This window comes from Gilliamella sp. Pas-s25 (assembly GCF_009795885.1).
Classification (GTDB): domain Bacteria; phylum Pseudomonadota; class Gammaproteobacteria; order Enterobacterales; family Orbaceae; genus Gilliamella.
On sequence record NZ_WTEV01000039.1, the window covers coordinates 1 to 20065 of the forward strand.

Annotated in this window: 24 protein-coding genes; 2 read left to right on the top strand and 22 right to left on the bottom strand. The window is 33.9% G+C overall.

Annotation, left to right across the window (positions count from 1 at the left end):
• Window positions 1-319: 319 nt before the first annotated feature.
• Window positions 320-868, top strand: a complete 549-nt coding sequence (locus tag GQ593_RS12275; protein ID WP_160432293.1) for an NADAR domain-containing protein — start codon at window positions 320-322, stop codon at window positions 866-868.
• 251 nt (window positions 869-1119) lie between these two features.
• On the opposite strand, the gene GQ593_RS12280 is transcribed toward GQ593_RS12275, so the two are convergent.
• From GQ593_RS12280 to GQ593_RS12385, 22 genes are all read right to left on the bottom strand, one after another.
• Window positions 1120-1914, bottom strand: coding sequence for an ABC transporter ATP-binding protein (locus tag GQ593_RS12280; RefSeq protein WP_160432294.1), 795 nt, complete (start codon window positions 1912-1914; stop codon window positions 1120-1122).
• 2 nt (window positions 1915-1916) lie between these two features.
• Window positions 1917-2861: an ABC transporter permease gene (locus GQ593_RS12285; protein ID WP_160432295.1), complete on the bottom strand. Its 945-nt coding sequence runs from the start codon at window positions 2859-2861 to the stop codon at window positions 1917-1919.
• A gap of 58 nt (window positions 2862-2919) precedes the next feature.
• Complete coding sequence (locus GQ593_RS12290; protein ID WP_160432296.1) at window positions 2920-3897, bottom strand: ABC transporter substrate-binding protein; 978 nt, start codon at window positions 3895-3897, stop codon at window positions 2920-2922.
• A gap of 290 nt (window positions 3898-4187) precedes the next feature.
• Entirely contained in the window at window positions 4188-5147 is a 960-nt protein-coding gene (locus GQ593_RS12295; protein ID WP_160432297.1) for an ABC transporter substrate-binding protein, read from the bottom strand.
• A 202-nt stretch (window positions 5148-5349) separates the two neighbouring features.
• On the bottom strand, window positions 5350-6258 hold the full coding sequence (fdhE, locus tag GQ593_RS12300) for a formate dehydrogenase accessory protein FdhE (RefSeq protein WP_160432298.1): 909 nt from the start codon (window positions 6256-6258) through the stop codon (window positions 5350-5352).
• Between the two features lie 110 nt (window positions 6259-6368).
• Window positions 6369-7061 carry a formate dehydrogenase subunit gamma gene (locus tag GQ593_RS12305; protein ID WP_160432299.1) on the bottom strand — a complete coding sequence of 231 codons (693 nt, stop codon included), beginning with the start codon at window positions 7059-7061 and terminating at the stop codon, window positions 6369-6371.
• Entirely contained in the window at window positions 7054-8028 is a 975-nt protein-coding gene (gene fdxH, locus GQ593_RS12310) for a formate dehydrogenase subunit beta (RefSeq protein WP_160432300.1), read from the bottom strand. The genes GQ593_RS12305 and fdxH overlap by 8 nt, the downstream gene beginning before the upstream one ends.
• Before the next feature lie 15 nt (window positions 8029-8043).
• Window positions 8044-11112, bottom strand: coding sequence for a formate dehydrogenase-N subunit alpha (fdnG, locus tag GQ593_RS12315; RefSeq protein ID WP_160432301.1), 3069 nt, complete (start codon window positions 11110-11112; stop codon window positions 8044-8046).
• A gap of 1006 nt (window positions 11113-12118) precedes the next feature.
• Entirely contained in the window at window positions 12119-12409 is a 291-nt protein-coding gene (locus GQ593_RS13695) for a hypothetical protein (RefSeq protein ID WP_202115491.1), read from the bottom strand.
• Between the two features lie 261 nt (window positions 12410-12670).
• Complete coding sequence (locus GQ593_RS12325; RefSeq protein WP_160432302.1) at window positions 12671-12991, bottom strand: hypothetical protein; 321 nt, start codon at window positions 12989-12991, stop codon at window positions 12671-12673.
• Window positions 12992-13077: 86 nt separating this feature from the next.
• On the bottom strand, window positions 13078-13377 hold the full coding sequence (locus GQ593_RS12330; protein WP_065638486.1) for a hypothetical protein: 300 nt from the start codon (window positions 13375-13377) through the stop codon (window positions 13078-13080).
• A 101-nt stretch (window positions 13378-13478) separates the two neighbouring features.
• Window positions 13479-14111 carry a hypothetical protein gene (locus GQ593_RS12335; RefSeq protein WP_160432303.1) on the bottom strand — a complete coding sequence of 211 codons (633 nt, stop codon included), beginning with the start codon at window positions 14109-14111 and terminating at the stop codon, window positions 13479-13481.
• A 168-nt stretch (window positions 14112-14279) separates the two neighbouring features.
• A complete protein-coding gene (locus GQ593_RS12340) occupies window positions 14280-14603 on the bottom strand; it encodes a hypothetical protein (RefSeq protein WP_160432304.1) in 324 nt (107 codons plus the stop codon).
• A 102-nt stretch (window positions 14604-14705) separates the two neighbouring features.
• Window positions 14706-14975 (bottom strand): DUF7710 domain-containing protein, encoded by a 270-nt coding sequence (locus GQ593_RS12345; protein WP_160432305.1) that lies wholly within the window; start codon window positions 14973-14975, stop codon window positions 14706-14708.
• Window positions 14976-15018: 43 nt separating this feature from the next.
• Window positions 15019-15411, bottom strand: coding sequence for a hypothetical protein (locus GQ593_RS12350; RefSeq protein ID WP_160432306.1), 393 nt, complete (start codon window positions 15409-15411; stop codon window positions 15019-15021).
• 75 nt (window positions 15412-15486) lie between these two features.
• Window positions 15487-15813 carry a DUF7716 domain-containing protein gene (locus tag GQ593_RS12355; protein WP_160432307.1) on the bottom strand — a complete coding sequence of 109 codons (327 nt, stop codon included), beginning with the start codon at window positions 15811-15813 and terminating at the stop codon, window positions 15487-15489.
• Between the two features lie 77 nt (window positions 15814-15890).
• Window positions 15891-16118 carry a hypothetical protein gene (locus GQ593_RS12360; RefSeq protein WP_160432308.1) on the bottom strand — a complete coding sequence of 76 codons (228 nt, stop codon included), beginning with the start codon at window positions 16116-16118 and terminating at the stop codon, window positions 15891-15893.
• Between the two features lie 34 nt (window positions 16119-16152).
• Window positions 16153-16482 (bottom strand): hypothetical protein, encoded by a 330-nt coding sequence (locus GQ593_RS12365; protein ID WP_160432309.1) that lies wholly within the window; start codon window positions 16480-16482, stop codon window positions 16153-16155.
• Between the two features lie 184 nt (window positions 16483-16666).
• Complete coding sequence (locus GQ593_RS12370) at window positions 16667-17161, bottom strand: hypothetical protein (RefSeq protein WP_160432310.1); 495 nt, start codon at window positions 17159-17161, stop codon at window positions 16667-16669.
• 17 nt (window positions 17162-17178) lie between these two features.
• Window positions 17179-17559, bottom strand: a complete 381-nt coding sequence (locus GQ593_RS12375; protein WP_160432311.1) for a hypothetical protein — start codon at window positions 17557-17559, stop codon at window positions 17179-17181.
• A gap of 459 nt (window positions 17560-18018) precedes the next feature.
• The gene (locus GQ593_RS12380; protein WP_160432312.1) at window positions 18019-18324 is read right to left on the bottom strand and encodes a hypothetical protein; all 306 of its coding nucleotides are present in this window, start codon (window positions 18322-18324) and stop codon (window positions 18019-18021) included.
• A 90-nt stretch (window positions 18325-18414) separates the two neighbouring features.
• Window positions 18415-18864 (bottom strand): SMI1/KNR4 family protein, encoded by a 450-nt coding sequence (locus tag GQ593_RS12385; RefSeq protein ID WP_160432313.1) that lies wholly within the window; start codon window positions 18862-18864, stop codon window positions 18415-18417.
• Window positions 18865-19602: 738 nt separating this feature from the next.
• On the opposite strand from GQ593_RS12385, the gene GQ593_RS12390 reads away from it, so the two are divergent.
• Window positions 19603-19896, top strand: coding sequence for a hypothetical protein (locus tag GQ593_RS12390; protein ID WP_160432314.1), 294 nt, complete (start codon window positions 19603-19605; stop codon window positions 19894-19896).
• Window positions 19897-20065: the final 169 nt, after the last annotated feature.

A 20065-nucleotide genomic window follows, 5' to 3' on the forward strand; every position in this document is an offset into this window, starting at 1 on the left:
GAGTTATGGTTGTTTTTTGCAGAATTATTATAACTCACATCATGCCGTCTAAAAAATAATCACGAAAGATCAACACGCCCTAGTTTAATACTGACAAAGGGCGATTGATATCAAGCTATAAAAATAACTCTTGAGCGAATATACTCAATGGAAAACGAGAAAAACATCAAAGCTTGAAGTAAATAACTAATCTTGCCATTTTTATAAACAAAAATTTATACTCATTATGATAATATTATTTATATAGCCTTTCTTATGCAATTGAGGGCATTTTTATTACTTTTTAATAAATATAACAATGATAACATGAGGAGAGATTGTGGATATTGATGAGTTATGCCAACGTCATAAAGCAGGAGAAAGGTTTAAATATGTATATTTTTGGGGGCATAACCAAAGAGAGCCTTCTTCTATAATTACCAAAGCTTGCTTTAGCCAATGGTACCCTAGTGGATTTATTGTTGATGATATTTATTATGCTACAGCAGAACATTATATGATGGCAGCGAAAGCGAGATTATTTGAGGATAAAAAGATATTACAAGAGATCCTTAAAGCTAACAGCCCTGGCCTTGCTAAGTCATTGGGGCGCCAAGTCAGAGGATTTGTTGATAAAACATGGGATGAACAATGTTTATCTATTGTTATAGAGGGTAACTTCGCTAAATTTTCTCAGAATCGACAATTAGCTGATTTTTTATTATCTACTCAACAAAGAGTTTTAGTTGAAGCCAGTCCCGTAGATAAAATTTGGGGAATCGGTTTAGCGCAAGATGCCCCTAATATAGATAATCCATTGACATGGCAAGGTAAAAATTTATTAGGCTTTGCCTTGATGGCGGTTCGCCAACAATTGAAATCATATTAATTGGTGTTTAAAAATAGCTAATTAGAATTTTTGGATTTATTGATTTTGAGGCTCAATGATTGATAAATTAATATTATTTCTTTGATATTATGAAACGTTTTATACTCAAACATCGGTCGTTTTATTACAATTTGTAATGATAAGTAAATATAATGGCTCGATGCATAACGCAATGTGACCAGAATAAAATTTGTAGCAATAAATATAAAAAAGCAATATTTTTGATAGAAATATTGCTTTTTGATTTTTCGTTAACCTAAAAGCAACGCATCATCAGTAACTTTTTCACCGCGCGTTTTTTCAAACATATCTAATAAATCAGTTACAGTTAATTTAGCGCGTTGTTCTCCAGATACATCCAGCACTACTTGCCCTTGATGAAGCATCACTGTTCTAGTGCCATACTCTAATGCTTGTTTCATTGAATGGGTAACCATCATCGTAGTTAATTGATTTTTTAAAACAATTTCATTAGTAAGTTCTAAAACAAACTGTGCGGTTTTGGGATCAAGTGCTGCTGTATGTTCATCAAGCAATAATATTTTAGATGGCTGTAAAGTTGACATTAACAAACTAATAGCTTGTCTTTGACCACCAGAAAGTAATCCCATCATATCTGATAACCGATTTTCAAGACCTAAATTTAAAGTAGCCAGTTTTTCTTTAAATATTGACCTGATTTCGTGATTAAGTGCTGGAGATAGCCTAAAACGATGTCCACGATTATAGGCGATGGCTAGATTTTCTTCGATAGTTAAGTTTTCACACGTGCCAACCATAGGGTCTTGGAATACGCGAGCCACCATACCGGCTCTTTTCCATGCTGGCCAGCGAGTTACATTTTGCCCATTAATAACAACATGACCTGAGTCAACAAGTAAATCCCCACTAATCACATTGAGCAACGAACTTTTTCCTGCGCCATTACTGCCTATAATGGTGACAAATTCGCCCTGACTAATATTGAGATTTAATCCTCGTAACACATGATTTTCGATCGGAGTGCCTCGATTAAAGGTTAATTGCAACTGTTCTACTTTAATCATGCTTACTTCCCTCTTATTTTGGCGTGTTTTTTTAATTGCTTAGGCACAACTAGAGCTAGCACAACAAGTATTGCTGTGATTAGATTTAGATCTTCTGTTCCAACACCGATTTCTTGTAAAAACTCATTACTAAGTGCAAAAGCAATGAATAAACGATATAAAATAGAGCCGAAAATAACAGCTAGCATCACAGCCCAAATACGTTTAGCTGGGAATAGGCTTTCACCGATAATAATTGAGGCAAGACCAATTACAATTGTACCAACACCAATGGTAATATCAGCACTACCTTGCGTTTGCACAAAAAGGGAACCACCTAGCGCAATTAAACCATTTGAGATGGCCATACCCAAAATGGTTATGCTATCTGTTGGTATCCCTTGAGATTTTGCCATTCGAGGATTAGTTCCTGTTGCTCTTAAGGCTAATCCTTTTTGAGTATTTAAAAATAGATTTAGTAACATCCAAAATACAAGCACAAAGCCTAATATCATAAGAGGTTGCACAATATATTGATTACTGTAGTCGTCAGCAATAAATGGTGAAAATATTGTTTTGGCATCAAGTAAAGAAAGATTAGGTGAACCTGCTAGTCGAGTTGTTTCATCCATAACGTAAGGTCCAATACCTAATATTCTTAAATTAATAGAATAGAGCCCTATCATAACAATAATACTTGATAATAATTGAAGAATATTGAGCTTCACGTACAATATTCCAGTCATGGCGCCAGCAAGACAGCCAGCAAACATACCCAATAATGTTGCGATCCAAGGATCGATGCCTACATAGATGCACAATCCACATACTGCGCCACCAAGAGGGAAGCTCGCATCTGCAGTGAGGTCAGGAAAATCAAGTAAACGGAAAGAGATAAATACACCTAAACTTACTAGTGCATAAATAAGTCCAATTCCAATTGAGCCTAATAAAAATTCAAAAGACATGAAAAAATCCATTAAAATTAATCGCCAAAGTTGGCGATTGAGTTAGAAAATAGTAAATTTATTTTTCGACAATTTTGGTCGCTGATTTTAATACATTTTCAGATAATATAACACCTTGTCGTTCAGCGGCTTTTTTATTTATTGTTAATTGAGTGATATTGCCTACTTGCGGTGCAATATCGCCAGGGTTTTCACCATTAAGTATACGGATAACAATTTTACCAGCTTGGCGACCAAGATCATAATAACTCATACCTAAAGCGGCAATTGCGCCACGTTCTGCCGATTCAGGATTAGAGGCAATAAGGGGGATTTTACTTTCATTAGCCACTTTAGCTAAAGCTTCATACGCAGAAACTACGTTATTATCAGTAGTAGTATAAATCATATCTACCTTACCTTTTAAACTTCTAGCCGCTGTTGATATATCAGAAGTGCGCTGGGCTGGAGCGGCAATAATTTTCATACCTCGCTTTTCTAGTTCAACCTGCAATTGTTTGAGTATAATGGTTGAATTAGTTTCGCTTGGACTATAAACATAACCAATATTTTTAGCATCGGGTTTTATTTTTAGCATTAGCTCAATTTGCGCATCAAGCGATAAGGCATCAGATACACCTGTCACATTTGTTTTTGATGCATCCCAACTTGGTGTTAATTTGGCTACCACTGGATCGGTAACGGCAGTGAAAACTATCGGAATGCGTTTTGTTGTGGCAACTAATGCTTGTGAACTTGGCGTGGCTATTCCGACGATAACATCTGGTTTACTTGCTACAAATTGTTTCGCAATTTGGGCTGCATTGGCACTACTGCCTTGTGCGCTTGAAAATTGTAATTTTAAATTTTCGCCAGCAATGTAACCATTGTCCTTTAACTCATCTTCAACACCTTTGCGCACATTATCTAATGCCGGGTGTTCAACGATTGCTGTAATAGCAACAAATTTTTGTTCAGTTTTAGGATCTGCTGAAGAGTAAAATGCTGCAAACGATAAACTAAGTAGCATAAAAAGTTTAATAATAGAATTACGCATAAGGCACTCCTGTAATATTTTTTTTACAACCAAGCTAAATGTTGAGTTACTATAAAGCAAAAATAGATAATTTTCTAGCGTAAAAACCGTTATAAGTGTAAATATTTTATTACACTTATCAGTCATTTACTGCCATATCGGCATACTATGTTAAGTGATACTCATCTAGTTATTCGATTGCAAGAATTATAGGTTATATTAATTGGTTAATAGAGGGTTATTTATACCATTTTTCTTTGCCCACCTAATTAAATGAGCAAAGTTCTTGATTCATTCTAATTAGGTTGGGCTTAATTATTGCCTATGACTTTGTAAGCAGATTGAATAACTTCAGAAGGCAAGGTTATTCCTTGTTTTTTAGCAGCTTCCATATTGATGACAAGGCGTAGGGCTTGCCCTATTTCTGGGGTAATACTTCCTGGTTTTTCACCTTTTAATATTCGAACAACTAGTTTACCTGATTGACGACCTACATCATAGTAACTCATACCATATGCTGCAACAGCTCCGCGTTCGATGGCATCAGGGAACGAAGCTAAAAGTGGGATTTTATTTTCATTGGCAAATTTGACTAATGACTCATAAGCCGAAACCACATTGTTATCGGTTGTTGTATAGATTAAATCGACTTTACCTTTTAATGTATTAACAGCAGTTGAAATATCAGCAGTTCGTTGGGCTGGCACTGCAATCAAAGCAATATTTTGTTGAGATAAAAGCTTTTGTAGATTTTTTAACACGACAGTTGAATTAATTTCGCTTGGGCTATAAATATAGCCTACCGATTTGACATTAGGGACGATTTTCTTCATAAAGTCGATTTGTGGACCTATCTCTTGATAATCAGAAACACCTGTGATGTTTGTGCCTGTCGGTTGCCAGTTTTTAACTAATTTAGCCGCGATAGGATCGGTAATGCCCGCAAATACAACAGGGATTTGTTTGGTTGCAGCTGCAGTTGCTTGAGCGCTTGGTGTTGCAATTGCCACAATGACGTCTGGTTTAGCGGCGACAAATTGTCTAGCTATTTGGGCTGCGGTAGCACTGCTTCCTTGTGCACTTTTATATTGCACCGCTAAATTCTCGTTTAACTTATAGCCGTTTTCTGCCAATTCATCTTTAACACCATCACGAATTTGATCTAATGAAGGATGTTCAACAATAGCAGTAATTGCGACATTTCTTATTGTATTTGCAAAACTTAAAAAAGGTGTGAACAAAAATATTATTAATAAAATAAAACGTTTCATAAATTGAACTCGCAAACTAGTACAATAGTTTTATTCTAGCGTTATTAATCAAAAAAGTTAAGCTATATTTATTAATTAATCATTATATAAACAAATGTCATCATTACAATATAACTTAACCAATTAATTATTTTTAATAAATTATTTTATATACTGATACTCATAAAGCTTATTTTTTATAGGTATCAGTATATAAGTTTTTTTATTTAGCAAATATAAAAGGGTTTATACCACTTTTTGCAAACCCTTCTTCTTCTGTTTTGATATCTAATATCAATGAGGCAATATCGTCAGCAATGACTTCAATATGAGGGTCTTTGTCTTGATCAAGTATTTTTAGATAACTATGGCAAACGTCACAACACTCAGTTTTTGTTGCTGCGAGTTCCTTTTCTAGTGCAAGATATTGTATGTCTTTCATGTTATCGCAACAGGTACATTTAACTCTAGGTACATACCATTCACTTTCACATAAACTACAGTGCAAATAGCGCAAACCATTGTGACTACCTAATTGAATCACGCTAGCTGTTGGCATGCTATTACAAACAGGACACAACCAAAGTTTATCGGTATTTTCTGCGATAGCTTTACCTTTAATTTGGCTGGCAAGTTGGCAATAATAAACTGATAATGATGACCAAATAAATATTGTTTCATTGCCATCGACTCGATCAAATTCTCCTTTAAGTAAATGCAATGCTTTATCTTGTAATTCTAGAGAACTATTTTTTTTAAGCTGCTCTATGACTAAAGTGATTTGCTGCGTTGTATCAGAAAATGAGTTCAATAATGAAGTTAAGTAATCTTGCCAAGTGTTTTGAAGTGGTAAATTAGCTAAACTAAGTGGCGGGTGATCGTTATTTAATAAACACGATACATCAATATCTATAGGCTTATGTTTAATTAAATTCGCTTGTTTTTCAGCGATTATTGCACAAAATTTTAAATAATCACTAATAGGACTATTGTTTGCAAGGCTCGTTAAACGCTCTGCTCGATGAATATACAGGGTTTTAGGCGATGGATAAAAGAGTAATGGAATTTGTTTAATAACTGAGTTTTTCGCTTGTAGTTCAAGTTGATCTTGTGGGATGATTTTGATACTCATTATAAATGCTCATTGATTGTGATTTCACTTATCACTGATTTTTACTTTTAAGATAACTCCGCTGATAGTGACTATCAGCGGAAAATACAATTACAGATAGATGAGAGCAACTATGCTGGCTTGTGCTCAGCGTCTGTAGATTCTACTTCAGACTTGGTCTTTGCATTTAGTTCATTTTGATAAATTTTTTCCATTTCTTCCTCATACCAAGTAGAATGATTTTTTCGTGCCCAAGCACGTGATACGTAACCTGTTATCATCCCTTTAATAGAGCCTTTAACCCAAATTGCCATATAAGCATGGCCAATAGCAAGTAAAATTAAAGCAATAGCGGCAAACGAGTGGAAGAATATTGCAATACGTACAACCTGTACTGGAAAATAATCAGAAATATATCGGCGCCACATGATTAGTCCAGTAATAAATAATACAAAAATTAAGCTCATAATGCACCAGAATAAAAACTTCTGACCGACATTATACTTGCCAATTGGAATACCTTCTTCTTTGCCCATAATGACGCTTTTAAAGTTTTTTAACCATACAATATCTTGTTTATTAGGTATATTATGACGTGCAAGCTTTAAAAACATAAACATCAGTAAGACAAAAACAACACAACCAATAATTGGGTGTAATGCCCTAACTAATTGTGGTGTACCAAGGAATAAACCAAACAGTTTAATTGATGGAAAAAACAAGGATAAGCCCGATAGTGCAGTAAGAATAAACAGGCACACCATACACCAGTGGCAAAAACGAACAATAAGTGGTGTTCTTAAAATCATGCCTTTTTTATTCATGATGATTCTCCTGTTGTGATGAATTAGCACTATTTTTGCGACCAAAAACGGGTAAACCTAGACGTTTTCGGGCTTGCCTATCAGCTTCTTTTTCTTGTTCAATGTCATCTTCATCCACTTCAATTGCACCAACCCCCATGTAATGAAAAAGCAACCCTCCAAATGTTGCAACAAATGCAGCTGCGGATAACGGTTTCCAAATACCCTTCCAAAATTTGACGATTTCACTAATTTGCGGATCTTTTGGTAGGCCGTGATACAGTTCTGGTTGATCAGCATGGTGTAAAACATACATAACGTGAGTACCACCAACCCCTTGTGGATCATAAAGGCCAGCATGCTCAAAACCACGTTTTTTTAAGTCTACAATACGATTTTCAGCATGACGAATCATATCTTGTTTAGTACCAAAGTGAATAGCACCAGTTGGGCAGGTTTTAACGCAAGCAGGTTCTTGCCCAACCGCAACGCGATCCACACATAAAGTACATTTGTAGGAATGATTATCTTCTTTGCTAATTCGAGGAATATTGAACGGGCAACCAGCGACACAATAACCACAACCAATGCAGTGTTCCGATTGAAAATCAACAATACCATTGGCGTATTGAATGATAGCGCCTTCTGATGGGCAGGCTTTTAAACAACCAGGATCAGAACAGTGCATACAGCCATCTTTACGAATCAGCCATTCAAATTTGCCGTTAACCTCAACTTCTGAATAACGCATCACTGTCCATGCTTTTGGCTCCAAATCAGCCGGATTATCATAAACGCCGACAGTATTACCCACTTCGGCACGAAGATCATTCCATTCGCTACACGCAACTTGACAAGCCTTACAGCCAATACATGTAGTTACATCAATTAATTTAGCCACTTCTTGTTGGTAATCGCGTGCTCGTGGCGCTGGCGTTAACGAATTGGTTCCCGAGCGGCGAATAATATCTTGTGTTTGTAATGACATAATTTATCTTCCTCCCTATGCCGCACTGGTCACTTTTTCAATATTGACTAAAAATGATTTATATTCTGGCGTTTGTGAATTGGCATCACCTAAATGTGGCGTTAATTCATTCACCAAAAATCCTTTCTTCGTCTGACCTGTGAATCCCCAAACAATAGGAATTCCAATGGTCTCGATTTCTTTACCATCAACAGTTAATGTCGGAAGGCGCTTTGTCACAACAGCTTTAGCTTTGATATAACCGCGATATGAAGTCACTTTTACGGTATCGCCTAGTTTTATGCCTTTTTTATTGGCTAAGTTTTCACTAAGCTCAATAAACTGTTCTGGCTGAGTAATAGAAGCCAGTTTTGCATGTTGAGTCCAAAAGTGGAAATGCTCAGTGATACTGTAAGTTGTACCAACATAAGGAAATTCACTGGCATTTCCTAAGCGAGCCAAATCCTCTTTAAATGCGCGCGCCACAGGGCTGCTCACTTGATTTGGATGTAATGGATTATTGGTAATTGGTGTTTCAAACGGTTCATAATGCTCAGGGAATGGACCATCGACTAATCGATTTAAACAAAACAATCCGCCTAAACCATCGTTATTCATGATAAAGGCACCCGCTCCAGCACTTGGTGATAACGTTGCGGTAAAATCAGGGACATCATTACCGTCCCAGCTTGAACCATTCCATTTTACCAGTACGCGTTTGGGATCCCATGGCTTGCCGTTTTCATCCGCCGAGGCACGATTATAAAGTACACGCCGATTCATCGGCCATGCCCAAGCCCAACCGGCATGAATACCTTTACCTGACGGATCGCTAGGATCACGCCTTGCCATTTGGTTGCCTTGTTCTGTCCATGAACCGCAAAATATCCATATTCCTGATGATGTTGTTCCATCTGCTTTTAGTTGGGAAAAGCCACTTAGTAGCTGCCCTTTTTTAAGTATAATATTACCATTTGCATCGGTGAGATCAGCAAGGGCTCGCCCATTATAATCTTGCGCTAACTCTTCTGCAGCCGGACCTTCTGGATTTTGATAATTCCAAACTAAGTTATTAATTGGCTCATGATATGCCCCCCCTTCTTCGGCATATAACTCTTTCATTCTAAGAAAGATACGAGCGATGATTTCTGGGTCATATAATGACTCATAAGGCGGTCTTGCTGCAGCCCAGTGCCACTGCAGTAAACGCGAAGAGTTAACAATAGTGCCGTTTTCTTCAGCAAAACAGTTTGCAGGAAGCCTAAAAACTTCTGTCTGGATTTGGCTTGGATCGACATCATTCGATTCACCATGATTTTTCCAAAACTCTGCCGTTTCAGTTGGCATAGGGTCAATGCTAACTAAAAACTTCAAGTTTGATAATCCGTTACGGATACTATTTTTATCTGGTAACGCTGCAAGAGGATTGAAACCTTGGCAAATAAGACCATTGGCTTGACCATCACGCATCATTTTACTGAATCTTAACACATCATAGGTTTTATCCCATTTTGGTAACCAGTCAAATCCCCAATTGTTATCTTGAGTTGATTTATCACCATACATTGACTTCATAAAACTGACAAAGAATTTTGGGTAATTTGCCCAAAAATTAACTTCGTCTGGTCCTAGAGGTTTGGGCGTTTTTTCCGCTAAATACTGTTCGAGTGAAACCTGTGAATCTTTAGGTAAATCAAGATAAGCGGGTAAACGATTAGATAATAAACCAACATCAGTTAAACCTTGAATATTGGAATGCCCACGTAGTGCATTAATTCCACCGCCCATTACGCCAATATTTCCTAAGATAAGCTGAATCATTGCAGCCGTACGGATAATTTGTGAACCATAAGAATGCTGAGTCCATCCTAATGCATATAAAAAGGTGGCTGCTCTATCATTAGTTTTGGTGCTTGCAAGTGAACGACAAACATGTAAGAATCCGTCAACGGGGCTTCCAGTTACTTTATTCACCATTTCAGGCGTATAACGGCTAACGTGTTGTTTTAATAGATTCCAAACACAACGAGGATGACTGAGTGTTTTATCTCGAAGCGCATAACCATTTTCATCTTTTTGATATGCCCAACTGGTTTGATCATATTGGCGATTAGCCGAATCATAACCGCTAAATAACCCACTATTGGCATCAAAATTAAAATCATCACGCACAATTAAGCTAGCATTACTGTGAGTGACCAAATAATCAAAGTTAACTTCATTATGGGTAATAAGATAATTAATAATACCGAGCAAAAATGCAATATCAGATCCTGAGCGAATCGGTACATAGTGATCAGCAACCGAAGCGGTTCGATGAAAACGTGGATCAATGGCAATGAGTTCTGCACCATTATTAATTTTTGCTTCTATAGCCCATTTAAAACCAACAGGATGAGCTTCGGCCGCATTACCGCCCATTACGATAACAACATTGGCATTTTTGATATCATTCCAGTTGTTAGTCATAGCACCGCGACCAAAAGTAGCAGCTAAACTTGATACAGAAGGCCCATGACACACCCTAGCTTGGGTTTCAAGGCTTAGCATGCCTAATGCACGTGCAACTTTGAATGCCAACCAACCTGTTTCATTACTCGCAGCCGAGGTCACAAGCCAGCCTGTTGTTGTCCAGCGATTAACTGTCGTTCCTTGTTCGTTTTTTTCAATAAAGTTTTTATCTCGGTCAGCTTTCATTAAGCGAGCAATGCGGTCAATGGCTTCATCCCAACTAATTTGTTGCCATTTATCAGAGCCTGGAGCGCGGTATTCAGGGTATTTGACACGTTGTTCACTTTTTATATAGTCAAGTACACCAGCACCTTTAGGACAAAGCGAACCACGACTAACAGGATGGTCTGGATCACCTTCAACATGGAATATGGATGATTCAGCATTTTTTGCACCATCTCCACGGCTATAAAGTAACATTCCACAGCCAACTGAACAGTAAGTACAGTTATTACGAGTTTCTTTTGATTTGAGTAATTTAAATTGGCGAGTTTGTGCGAGCGCCATATTAGGAGCTAGTCCTAGTGTGGCAACCGTTGTTCCTGCCATACCACCAGCACAGATCTTAAAGAACTGTCTACGGTTAAATAGCATATGGACTCCTTAAAAAGCTGACATTACATTATTTGATTTGTTATATTGGAATCTATTAACATCCCTATAATTTATAATGATAATCTTTAATGGAATGGAAATAAAGGGAAAAACAGATATGAATTTATAAAGTTTGATATATGTCAAAAAAATAAATTTATGATAGCTTGATTTATGTTGAATATGCTGAAAAATGATATTGATATAAAAAATTTGGGTAACATAATGTTTTAGTATAAAAACGCAATTTTATTATCGCCAATTTAAAACATTAACTAAGATAGGATGGTTATCATACGTTTTACAAAATAGAGACTGTAAATTCTCAATGAATCCCCAAACGGTATAGAATCCTGAATATTTTTTACAAAAATATAATTTAACAAGTGAACACCACGTCTTTATTAAAGCCCCAATTGCTTTCAGATTTCCCAGTCATTTTCGGTCAGGCGAATTTCTTGAATTGTTTATCGATACGATGGTTATCATATGTTTTACCAAATAGAGACTGTAACTTCTAAATTAATCATGAAACGGTATAGAATCCTGAATATTTTTTACAAAAAATATAATTTAACAAGTGAACACCACGTCTTTATTAAAGTTCCAATCGCTTTCAGATTTCCCAGTCATTTGCGGTCAGGCGAATTTCTGGTATTGTTTATTGATACAATGATGATCATACGTTTTACCAAATAGAGACTGTGACTTCTTAATTAATCATGAAACGGTATAGAATCCTGAATATTTTTTACAAAAAATATAATTTAACCAGTGAACAGTTGTGTAAGTGCCCCATAAAGAGTACAAAACTGGCGGATAAAATCATGCTGAATGTTTTATACGCAATGGATTTTTCAACTTTAACTAGACGTTTAATGCCATCATTGATGGTTTAATATTCCTTTTTATGGGTTACGGCGACGAACAGCTTCAATAGGGCTTTTTTAGCATGTTATCAATTGAATCATTATATTAGTTTGATTAACTCATTTTTAAACTAACACTAAAAATAAGAATAAGGTTTGGGTATACGGCGTTTTTTCGGGGTTTTCTTTTTCTGTGGCTTGAGCTGCCATTGAGAATAATCCGTGACGTAAATTTCATTAAGTTTTAAATCATAGGGGATATCTTCTAAATTGTCAGCGATTTCATCATAAGGTGAAGGTAGTGTAAAAGATAGACCATAATCATCATCAACAATCAACATACCAAGTAAGAGGTGTCGAAACTTAGTAAGATAGCATAGTTCTTCCATGGTAATGCCAGCATATAACTCATTTTGATATTTATTCAAATATTTGCCTTGATAATTTTGGTTGCATCCTATTCCAATAATGTTGCCGTCAAATGTGGTAGTGATTGTCAATGTGCCATCGTTTACCGAATAGAAGCATCATCTATTTTGCTCACTAGGTGGAGTATACAATTCACATTCTTGACACTTAATGTCAAAACGTTGATACATTTCATCCATATAAGTGAGAATGTTATCACCTATTTGAATATTTCCTATTGATTTATAGCTAATAATGTTAGCATTCAATGCGATCATGACTTACCATCCTGACATTTGTCCATCGTCATCTAATATTTTAATCTCAGTCTGACTTCTTATCCATGTAAATAACTGCGCTAAATCTTTTTCGATCCTAGGCGGATGAGCACTTATTTCAATAAAAATTTGAGTATCTTCCAAAAATAGTCTGACATCGAACAATCTACTCTTATCATTATCCCAATATGGTGAGCCTGATAAACAGTATGCGCTATTTTTAGCAATATAAGTGGGTAATGATAAAATTTTATTGGCAATCTCACAGGCGTTTTGCTGATACCATGTGTGATTTATAAACACTAATCTAAACTCGGCTGACATTGAGTGGTGTTATCCCCATCATAATAAATTTTATTACTAAAACGTATGGCTAAGTATTTGATATCCATTATTCAATAACTAAATCATTAATCACCAGTAACACGTAATTGTTTAATATTTTTTTGTTTGAGCGTGATGATCATCCGTTGCAGTTCAGGAGTAAAATTTTCAATTTGTGGCATAATTTGCGTTAAATCAGTTATCAATATTGCCAAATTGCTAGCATTAAACACAACATTAACGGTGTAATAGTCACGAATTTTTTTTAATTGTTTAAGACTTTTCCAGCAGGTTGATGTACTAAATATTTTTCCATGGAGATCTTCGCTCATGGTAAATCTTGCCGATTGCTGATTGTCAAAGTCGATAATAAAATCTAGCGCCATAAATTTAAATACCTATTAGGTAATGAATAGTAAGATATTATCTTACATATTTACAAGATTACTGGATTAATATCTTTGTTTTTACCTAATTATCAGACAGATTAGAGGCTGTTAGATAAAAAAGGTTTATTCAGTTTTTTAGCTAATTTTTTTACACATTCCCTAGCTGCGATTTTGTAATTGATTGCATTTTCATAGGATTCATTTTTATCAACATGTTCTTCAAATGTTTTAAGTGCACCTAAAAAACGAGCGGCAACAATAGTAAATTCATTATTGATCCAACAAGCAAAAATTGTTGAAGCAAACCCTTCAAGATTTTTATAATAAACAATATTTTCGATTTTTTCGATATCTAAAATCAATACATGATTTACCTGTAAACTTTCTGGTAATCGTTTAATCTCTGTCGCATCAATGTATAAAGTTCCGTTTACGGATAAATTTTCGGGCAAGGTGCTAATTTTTTGATTTTGTAAACTTAGATAACCTCCAACTGATAAATTTTCTGATAATTTATTGATTTGCGTGTGAAATAAATCTAAATTACCACCTATAGTAAGATTACGTGGCAATGTTTGAATCTCAGTATATTCAAGTTCTAAACTTCCAGAAACAGAAAGACCTTCAGGCAGGTTTGTTAATTTAGTGCCACTTAATGCTAAATTACCATTAATAGAGAACTTTTCTGGTAAACTTGTGATATTTGTATAGCTTAAATCTAATCCCCCCACCAATTGATAAATATGTTGGTAATACTTCAATTTGAGTATCGTATAAATTTAAATTTCCCTTAACTGTGATATGTTCAGGTAATGCTTTTATCTTAGTATATTGCAAAATTAAGTTACCAAGTACGGTTAAGTTATCAGGTAACGATTCTATTTTTGATGAGTCTAAATCTAAATTTCCTCCACAAAAAAAGTGTTAGGTAATGTTTTAATATCGCTGTAAGCTAAATATAAATCACCACCAACTGATAGATTATCAGGCAATGTTTGGATATGGGTATAACTTAAATTTAGATTACCACCAATCACTAAATTTTGAGGTAATTCTTCTATATGTGAATGAGCTAAATTTAGATGCCCACTAATTGATAAATTATTAGGAAGTGCCTTAATATTTGTATGATATAAGTCCACATTACCATCAATGATTATTTTATTGTTTTTAATAAAATAATTTATTCCCTTTTTTTTAAGTAATATGATAAATTTTTCCACCACTTATTTCCTTTCTTTGTCAATGTTTTAAATGGTATATTGTGTCAATAACTCAGTGTTTTCAGAATAGCTTTAATGATTAGTACTGTTTTTGTTTTAACGCTATTGCTGCTGTCCTGCTTCAAAATGGTAGTGTTCCATTGAAGCACAAGTAAAAGATTCAATAAAAGTAGGCTTGGTGTGCCACGCTTGTTTGGCAGTAAATAAATCATTAGCAATCGCCCAATCATACACCCCAGTATTCACTGGATAACGGGTTAACACACCAGTTAATTGATGTTTTTCAATCCAAGTTTTAGCCTCAGTTAACGAGGTGAATATACCAGCAGGAAAACTTGCACCTGCACCATTAAATACCCATATTTCGTTCATTTTTTTGCTATCCTATCTGATCCATTCTCATTGCAACATGGTTTTATGTAATAAAGTTAATATGTGATTGAATACATGACAACAATTTAAGAGAAATGTTGTCGACAATAGTCAACTCAAAATTATCAATATTATCTTGATATTCCATCACATTATCCATGCCATAATTTGAGTAAACAAAGCAAGTTACATGTATCTTATCATTTGTTAGGCGAATATTAACAATATCATTATCAAATAGTTCCATACTGTTAATTGATAATTTGAAACGCAGATAAATTTGCTGTTTTAAGATATTAACATGCACATAACTAGCCATATCCGTTAATTTAAACTGCCTAGCAATATTTGATTGTAAAAAAATACCTATTTGATTAAGTCTATTCGATAAGTGTGATAGCAAATCACCTGTTTTTTTATTGTCAAAAATCATCATACTTGAATACTATAAAAGATTAACATACTTGCGCTATTGGTGACCAAAAACAAAGTACATAATTTTTTAGCAGGCTTAATTAGTGTATTGTAAGAAAGCATCGTTTTCAAAATAAAAGACAAAAGAGCTAAATAAATCCTCTAATGTTGGATTATCTAATTCATTGTTAGCCACACTAATAATATCTTCAATCTCGGCTTTTTCTAGCGTTGGTATCCAACCTTCATCTATAGCTTGTTTAGGCAGATTTGAATCACAATCATCTAAAATATCTTCATCCTCAAGACTAAAAACTCCTTGGGTATCAAGTGTCCAAGATGAGTGGTCAGCGGGAAGGTAGAAAAAACTGTATGGCATGTTTTCTATGTTAGAAAGCATATCTCGTATAGCAATAAAATTCATCATTTCTCCCAAAAAATTAAAAAATTTAAGAAGCCATCAGCAATAATGACTTCTTCTTCACGCACAGCTTGCTTAAGTCACATGACTAGCTTTTGGATTTCGTTGTCGTGATGTTTTTGTAACAAGTTAATTAATATTCTTTGATGATTAGGATAGATTCTACATCGACCATAAGCATCAATTATGATGCCTGTTTTCTGCTTTAAATCGATAAAAGCTTGCTCAAGTAATTGTATTTTTTTATCACTTAAAACAACAGATGGCTTACTGCCGTTTTGATCCGATAAGTAAGAAAAATCTAACATCTTTGGTATTCCTTAAGTATTGATAAAATGTTAGTTACTCTTGGTTACATAAATCAAGAATATATTGCGGGGTCTTTTTTCGATAACGTATACTCTGTTTTAAACCGATGGAGCCTTTCCTTACACATTTTAGCAGATCCTCATCACTCATAATAAAATCACTATCTTCCAGAAAAATATCAATCACTGCTTCGGCAAATGAATCTGGAATATGATTTAAGGCAAAGTTAAAAATACAATTTTTTGCATCGTTGTGTTGTAATGTTGATTCAATGATGATCGATACATTTTGCTGCCACTTTTCGGCAAACCGTAGAAAATCTTGCTCATTGAGCGTATCTTGCAGAATGATTTTAGCTACCATTTCGCCTCTTTAATAATATTGTAAGGTAAATAGAATTGTTATTTAAAGGTAAATCCTAACTCGCAACAACGATCATCGCTATATTGATTATCAATATGCAAAAAATATATAGCTAATTAATTATAAATAATTTTTCATCTTAATAACTATCTATTATTTCAATACAAAGATTTTAGTATTTTATCTATTTAAGTGATATTTTATTCTTTTTGATCAAAAAATAGCGTTGGGAAGAAATTGGACGGGAGATGTAAGGTAGATATCTAAGTGCAAACGGAAAGGTTTTTATCGGTTTGTTAAAAAGCTCTAGTAACCAACCCTCAGAATCCTTAAGCGACATAAATTCAAAACTTATCGTATTATCGGATAAAATTTTAATATCACGAAGATAACAAGCACTAAGCCAAGCATATGCGCCACCACCAATTCTGGCTCGATCAACGATTTCATTACCTTTTAAATCAAGTAAATAAATAGATAAAATTTCTTCCCAAGCATCACCATTTTGCGACACAAAAACTAAGATATAATCATCATTATAACTAAAAGCCGCTTCTAAATAGCCCCCCTTTATTTTTTCATTACAGCAAACACCATCAACTTGAATAAATGAATAGATTTCGCCAGGTTTCCTGAGAGGTAAAGGCTTTACTACAACATTGGATATCATTTGTATCATACTTAATCCTAAAAAGCTTATTTGTTATTTAAAATATCAATAGAAAGCCTATCAACATTAAACTTAACAAAATCATCACTTAAGTAAGCAAAATCATAAAATAAATCATCTTGAAACACAAGATTCGATAGTACTACTCTATTTTCAAATAGATAGCCATTAATATGATGAACAAAAGTATCAGCTTGTTGGATAATAGAAAAATGTTTATCTCTAGATAGTTTGGGCTTTATTTCGTCAATAAAACAAAAATTAAGTTCTAATAGATAAATATTGTCCTGATTGAGTGCGCAAGCGGAAGAATTGATAAAACAGCAAAGTTGATATTGACCAAAATCAAAAGTAGCCTGCTCCTCAATATATGGATCTATAGCAATTAGCTTTGCATAATATTTCATTGTTTTTCCATGATTCTAGTATAAGCACTGGTTGAATAGTAAAAATAATTACGTATTTATTTTTCATCTTCATATGGATTTGATACTAAATATATCCATATTATCACGTTAGTTTGCAAAGAAAATATACCCTGCCAAAATAATAATTTATATAATATTATTTTAAATAGAATAAATTTTAGCTTATTGCATATTAGCATTGGTGGTAAGATAACTAGACAACAAATAATCGTATCTTCATGACCAAAACTAATGCCATTTTGTCTGATTTTAACTAGTAGGTGATCGCATAATTAGGCGATAGTGATAGAACATTCAGACGCATGAAATCACTAAAATTCAGTTGTATTATTCTATATTTATTTTGCTTTGTAATAGCATGATATTAATTTACTAATTGCGTAAAATAAATAATGTTATATAAAAAATGAATTTAATATCTTTATCACTTTTCCTAAATCAAAATATTATTTTTGATCCTTTTGCTGGCCCCAATTGATCTATATCAATACCAATAGAGCCTAAATAATCTATCATTTGTTGATACAAATTGAATTCATGAATTTCATCAATAATCGTTTCATGTTCGTCAAAAAAATCCACACCATCTACTAATTTTATAACTTCGTAAAGAACCCTATATTTTTGATTTTTAAAATTTATTGCAATAGTAGTAAATTGTGAAGCACTATTGGACAGATCATCAATAATTGTTGTTTGTAATGTTCGCCCTAATCGAATATATTCATCTTTAGTATATTTCATATACCCATAACCTTTTTATTCAATATGATTTTAGTACCTAACAGGTTTGTCATCATTTTAATAGGCACTAAGGCATAAAAATAACATCATTTACTCTGTCTGATACGTTTTATACAATGCTATTTCAGCCGATATACATTGGCTAAACCTGTAATTTAAATTTTTTATTACGTCACCTTCTGTATAACAATAGACCATAGGATCATCATGTCTATCGATAAAGAATAGACTTGAATAACCTTGATGTAATAAAAAAGCGTAGAGATTATTGGGAATAGAAATATTGTTTTCGGTCATTAAGACTAAAGTGCCTTGATTTATATCTTCAATTTCATGAAATAACACAGCTGTACCGAGCATAAAATCACCCGCATTAATCCCCAGTTTTGACAGAAAAATTTTATAAAATTTAGGAAGCTGACCATATTGGCGTTCAAGTTGAGCCAATTGTTGATCATTACAACCTTTTATAACAAACCCTTTAGATGTCAACATAGCAATTAATTCATTGATTTGATGATTAAATTCTGGTTTATTCATTTTGATTTTAGCTTTATTTCCCTAGCTAGTAGATATCTTTAACTTGCAGTTGCATTTTAAAACAACCGAGCGCCAAGATCTAAACTACAGATACTATCAGTATGATTTATTTTTTCGACATAAATAAAATGCTCAATATCACAATCTTACTGAGTAAATAACTAAGCGTAGTTGCCATTATGTAGAAAAACACTGGATTGTTTACACTTCATGATTAAAATAATCTTCTAAAAAAACATAAGGCGTTTTCCTCGAAATCCTTTTATGTAGTTTAAGCGTATTATAAACGTTAATAAATTTTCTATATTTTATAACAACTATTTGCTAATTATACACATCACCATTAAAGTGCGTATCACGTTTTCTACTTTTCCATTCGATTCAAGAAAGACAGATTGAGTGAATTTTTATTTATACAATGATTATTACACTTTTTAACAAATAGATTCCTAGCCTTAATATTCTCATCTTTATCCAAATAAATATATTCCGTGGTTAAAGGCATTGGGTTAACACACCATCTTCAATCTGGCTTTTTAGCTCGTTATAAATGGTTGGACGACTGACCACAAAACATTTAGCTAAATAGGTGACGGTTATTTTGCTTTGTCTATATAAAAAAGGAGGATAAAATACTGTGTTAAAAATAAATAAATCACAATTAATGAAAATATAATTAAGACAAAAATTTAAACTCTTCGATAAAATTTTACTATTATATGAAATAGGATTGATTTTATGCCAGCATTATCCGAATATTCAAACATATCAAACACTGCACTCAATATATTAGATAAAAAAGGGTACCAAATTTGGTTTGACGAAAGGTTAAAAATGTACTGTGCTGAAAAAAATGGTTGGGATTTTATGGCAGATTCACCATCAGGTTTGTTAGGTTTAATTAGCATTTATGAGTTTAAACAACCCACTATATATAAAGAATATTGGTGGAAAGATGATGATAAAAACTGGCTAAATAATTTAAGAAAAAAACCTAAATACACATCAGTAACAGATAAAAATATAAGATAGGTTAAAGTTAAGTTCGAGCTGCTACAGATAAAGCAAAAGCAACTCAGTATCTTTTTTATATATCATGAAATAATGATATATAAAAAATAAAACTTTAAAAGCAAAAAAGCCCAGCATCACTGCTGGGCTCTCTCTAATTTAAAAGTCTGGCGGCACCCTACTCTCACAT

Bases quoted from the DNA above. Each gene is read 5' to 3' on its own strand.
- GQ593_RS12290 (WP_160432296.1), bottom strand. From the start codon at position 3,897: ATGCGTAATTCTATTATTAAACTTTTTATGCTACTTAGTTTATCGTTT.
- fdnG (WP_160432301.1), bottom strand. From the start codon at position 11,112: ATGCTATTTAACCGTAGACAGTTCTTTAAGATCTGTGCTGGTGGTATG.
- fdxH (WP_160432300.1), bottom strand. From the start codon at position 8,028: ATGTCATTACAAACACAAGATATTATTCGCCGCTCGGGAACCAATTCG.
- GQ593_RS12375 (WP_160432311.1), bottom strand. From the start codon at position 17,559: ATGAAATATTATGCAAAGCTAATTGCTATAGATCCATATATTGAGGAG.
- GQ593_RS12390 (WP_160432314.1), top strand. From the start codon at position 19,603: ATGCCAGCATTATCCGAATATTCAAACATATCAAACACTGCACTCAAT.
- GQ593_RS12355 (WP_160432307.1), bottom strand. From the start codon at position 15,813: ATGAATTTTATTGCTATACGAGATATGCTTTCTAACATAGAAAACATG.
- GQ593_RS12365 (WP_160432309.1), bottom strand. From the start codon at position 16,482: ATGGTAGCTAAAATCATTCTGCAAGATACGCTCAATGAGCAAGATTTT.
- GQ593_RS12305 (WP_160432299.1), bottom strand. From the start codon at position 7,061: ATGAATAAAAAAGGCATGATTTTAAGAACACCACTTATTGTTCGTTTT.
- GQ593_RS12380 (WP_160432312.1), bottom strand. From the start codon at position 18,324: ATGAAATATACTAAAGATGAATATATTCGATTAGGGCGAACATTACAA.
- GQ593_RS12295 (WP_160432297.1), bottom strand. From the start codon at position 5,147: ATGAAACGTTTTATTTTATTAATAATATTTTTGTTCACACCTTTTTTA.
- GQ593_RS12385 (WP_160432313.1), bottom strand. From the start codon at position 18,864: ATGAATAAACCAGAATTTAATCATCAAATCAATGAATTAATTGCTATG.
- GQ593_RS12285 (WP_160432295.1), bottom strand. From the start codon at position 2,861: ATGTCTTTTGAATTTTTATTAGGCTCAATTGGAATTGGACTTATTTAT.
- GQ593_RS12360 (WP_160432308.1), bottom strand. From the start codon at position 16,118: ATGTTAGATTTTTCTTACTTATCGGATCAAAACGGCAGTAAGCCATCT.
- GQ593_RS12370 (WP_160432310.1), bottom strand. From the start codon at position 17,161: ATGATACAAATGATATCCAATGTTGTAGTAAAGCCTTTACCTCTCAGG.
- fdhE (WP_160432298.1), bottom strand. From the start codon at position 6,258: ATGAGTATCAAAATCATCCCACAAGATCAACTTGAACTACAAGCGAAA.
- GQ593_RS12345 (WP_160432305.1), bottom strand. From the start codon at position 14,975: ATGAACGAAATATGGGTATTTAATGGTGCAGGTGCAAGTTTTCCTGCT.
- GQ593_RS12325 (WP_160432302.1), bottom strand. From the start codon at position 12,991: ATGTCAGCCGAGTTTAGATTAGTGTTTATAAATCACACATGGTATCAG.
- GQ593_RS12280 (WP_160432294.1), bottom strand. From the start codon at position 1,914: ATGATTAAAGTAGAACAGTTGCAATTAACCTTTAATCGAGGCACTCCG.
- GQ593_RS12330 (WP_065638486.1), bottom strand. From the start codon at position 13,377: ATGGCGCTAGATTTTATTATCGACTTTGACAATCAGCAATCGGCAAGA.
- GQ593_RS12350 (WP_160432306.1), bottom strand. From the start codon at position 15,411: ATGATGATTTTTGACAATAAAAAAACAGGTGATTTGCTATCACACTTA.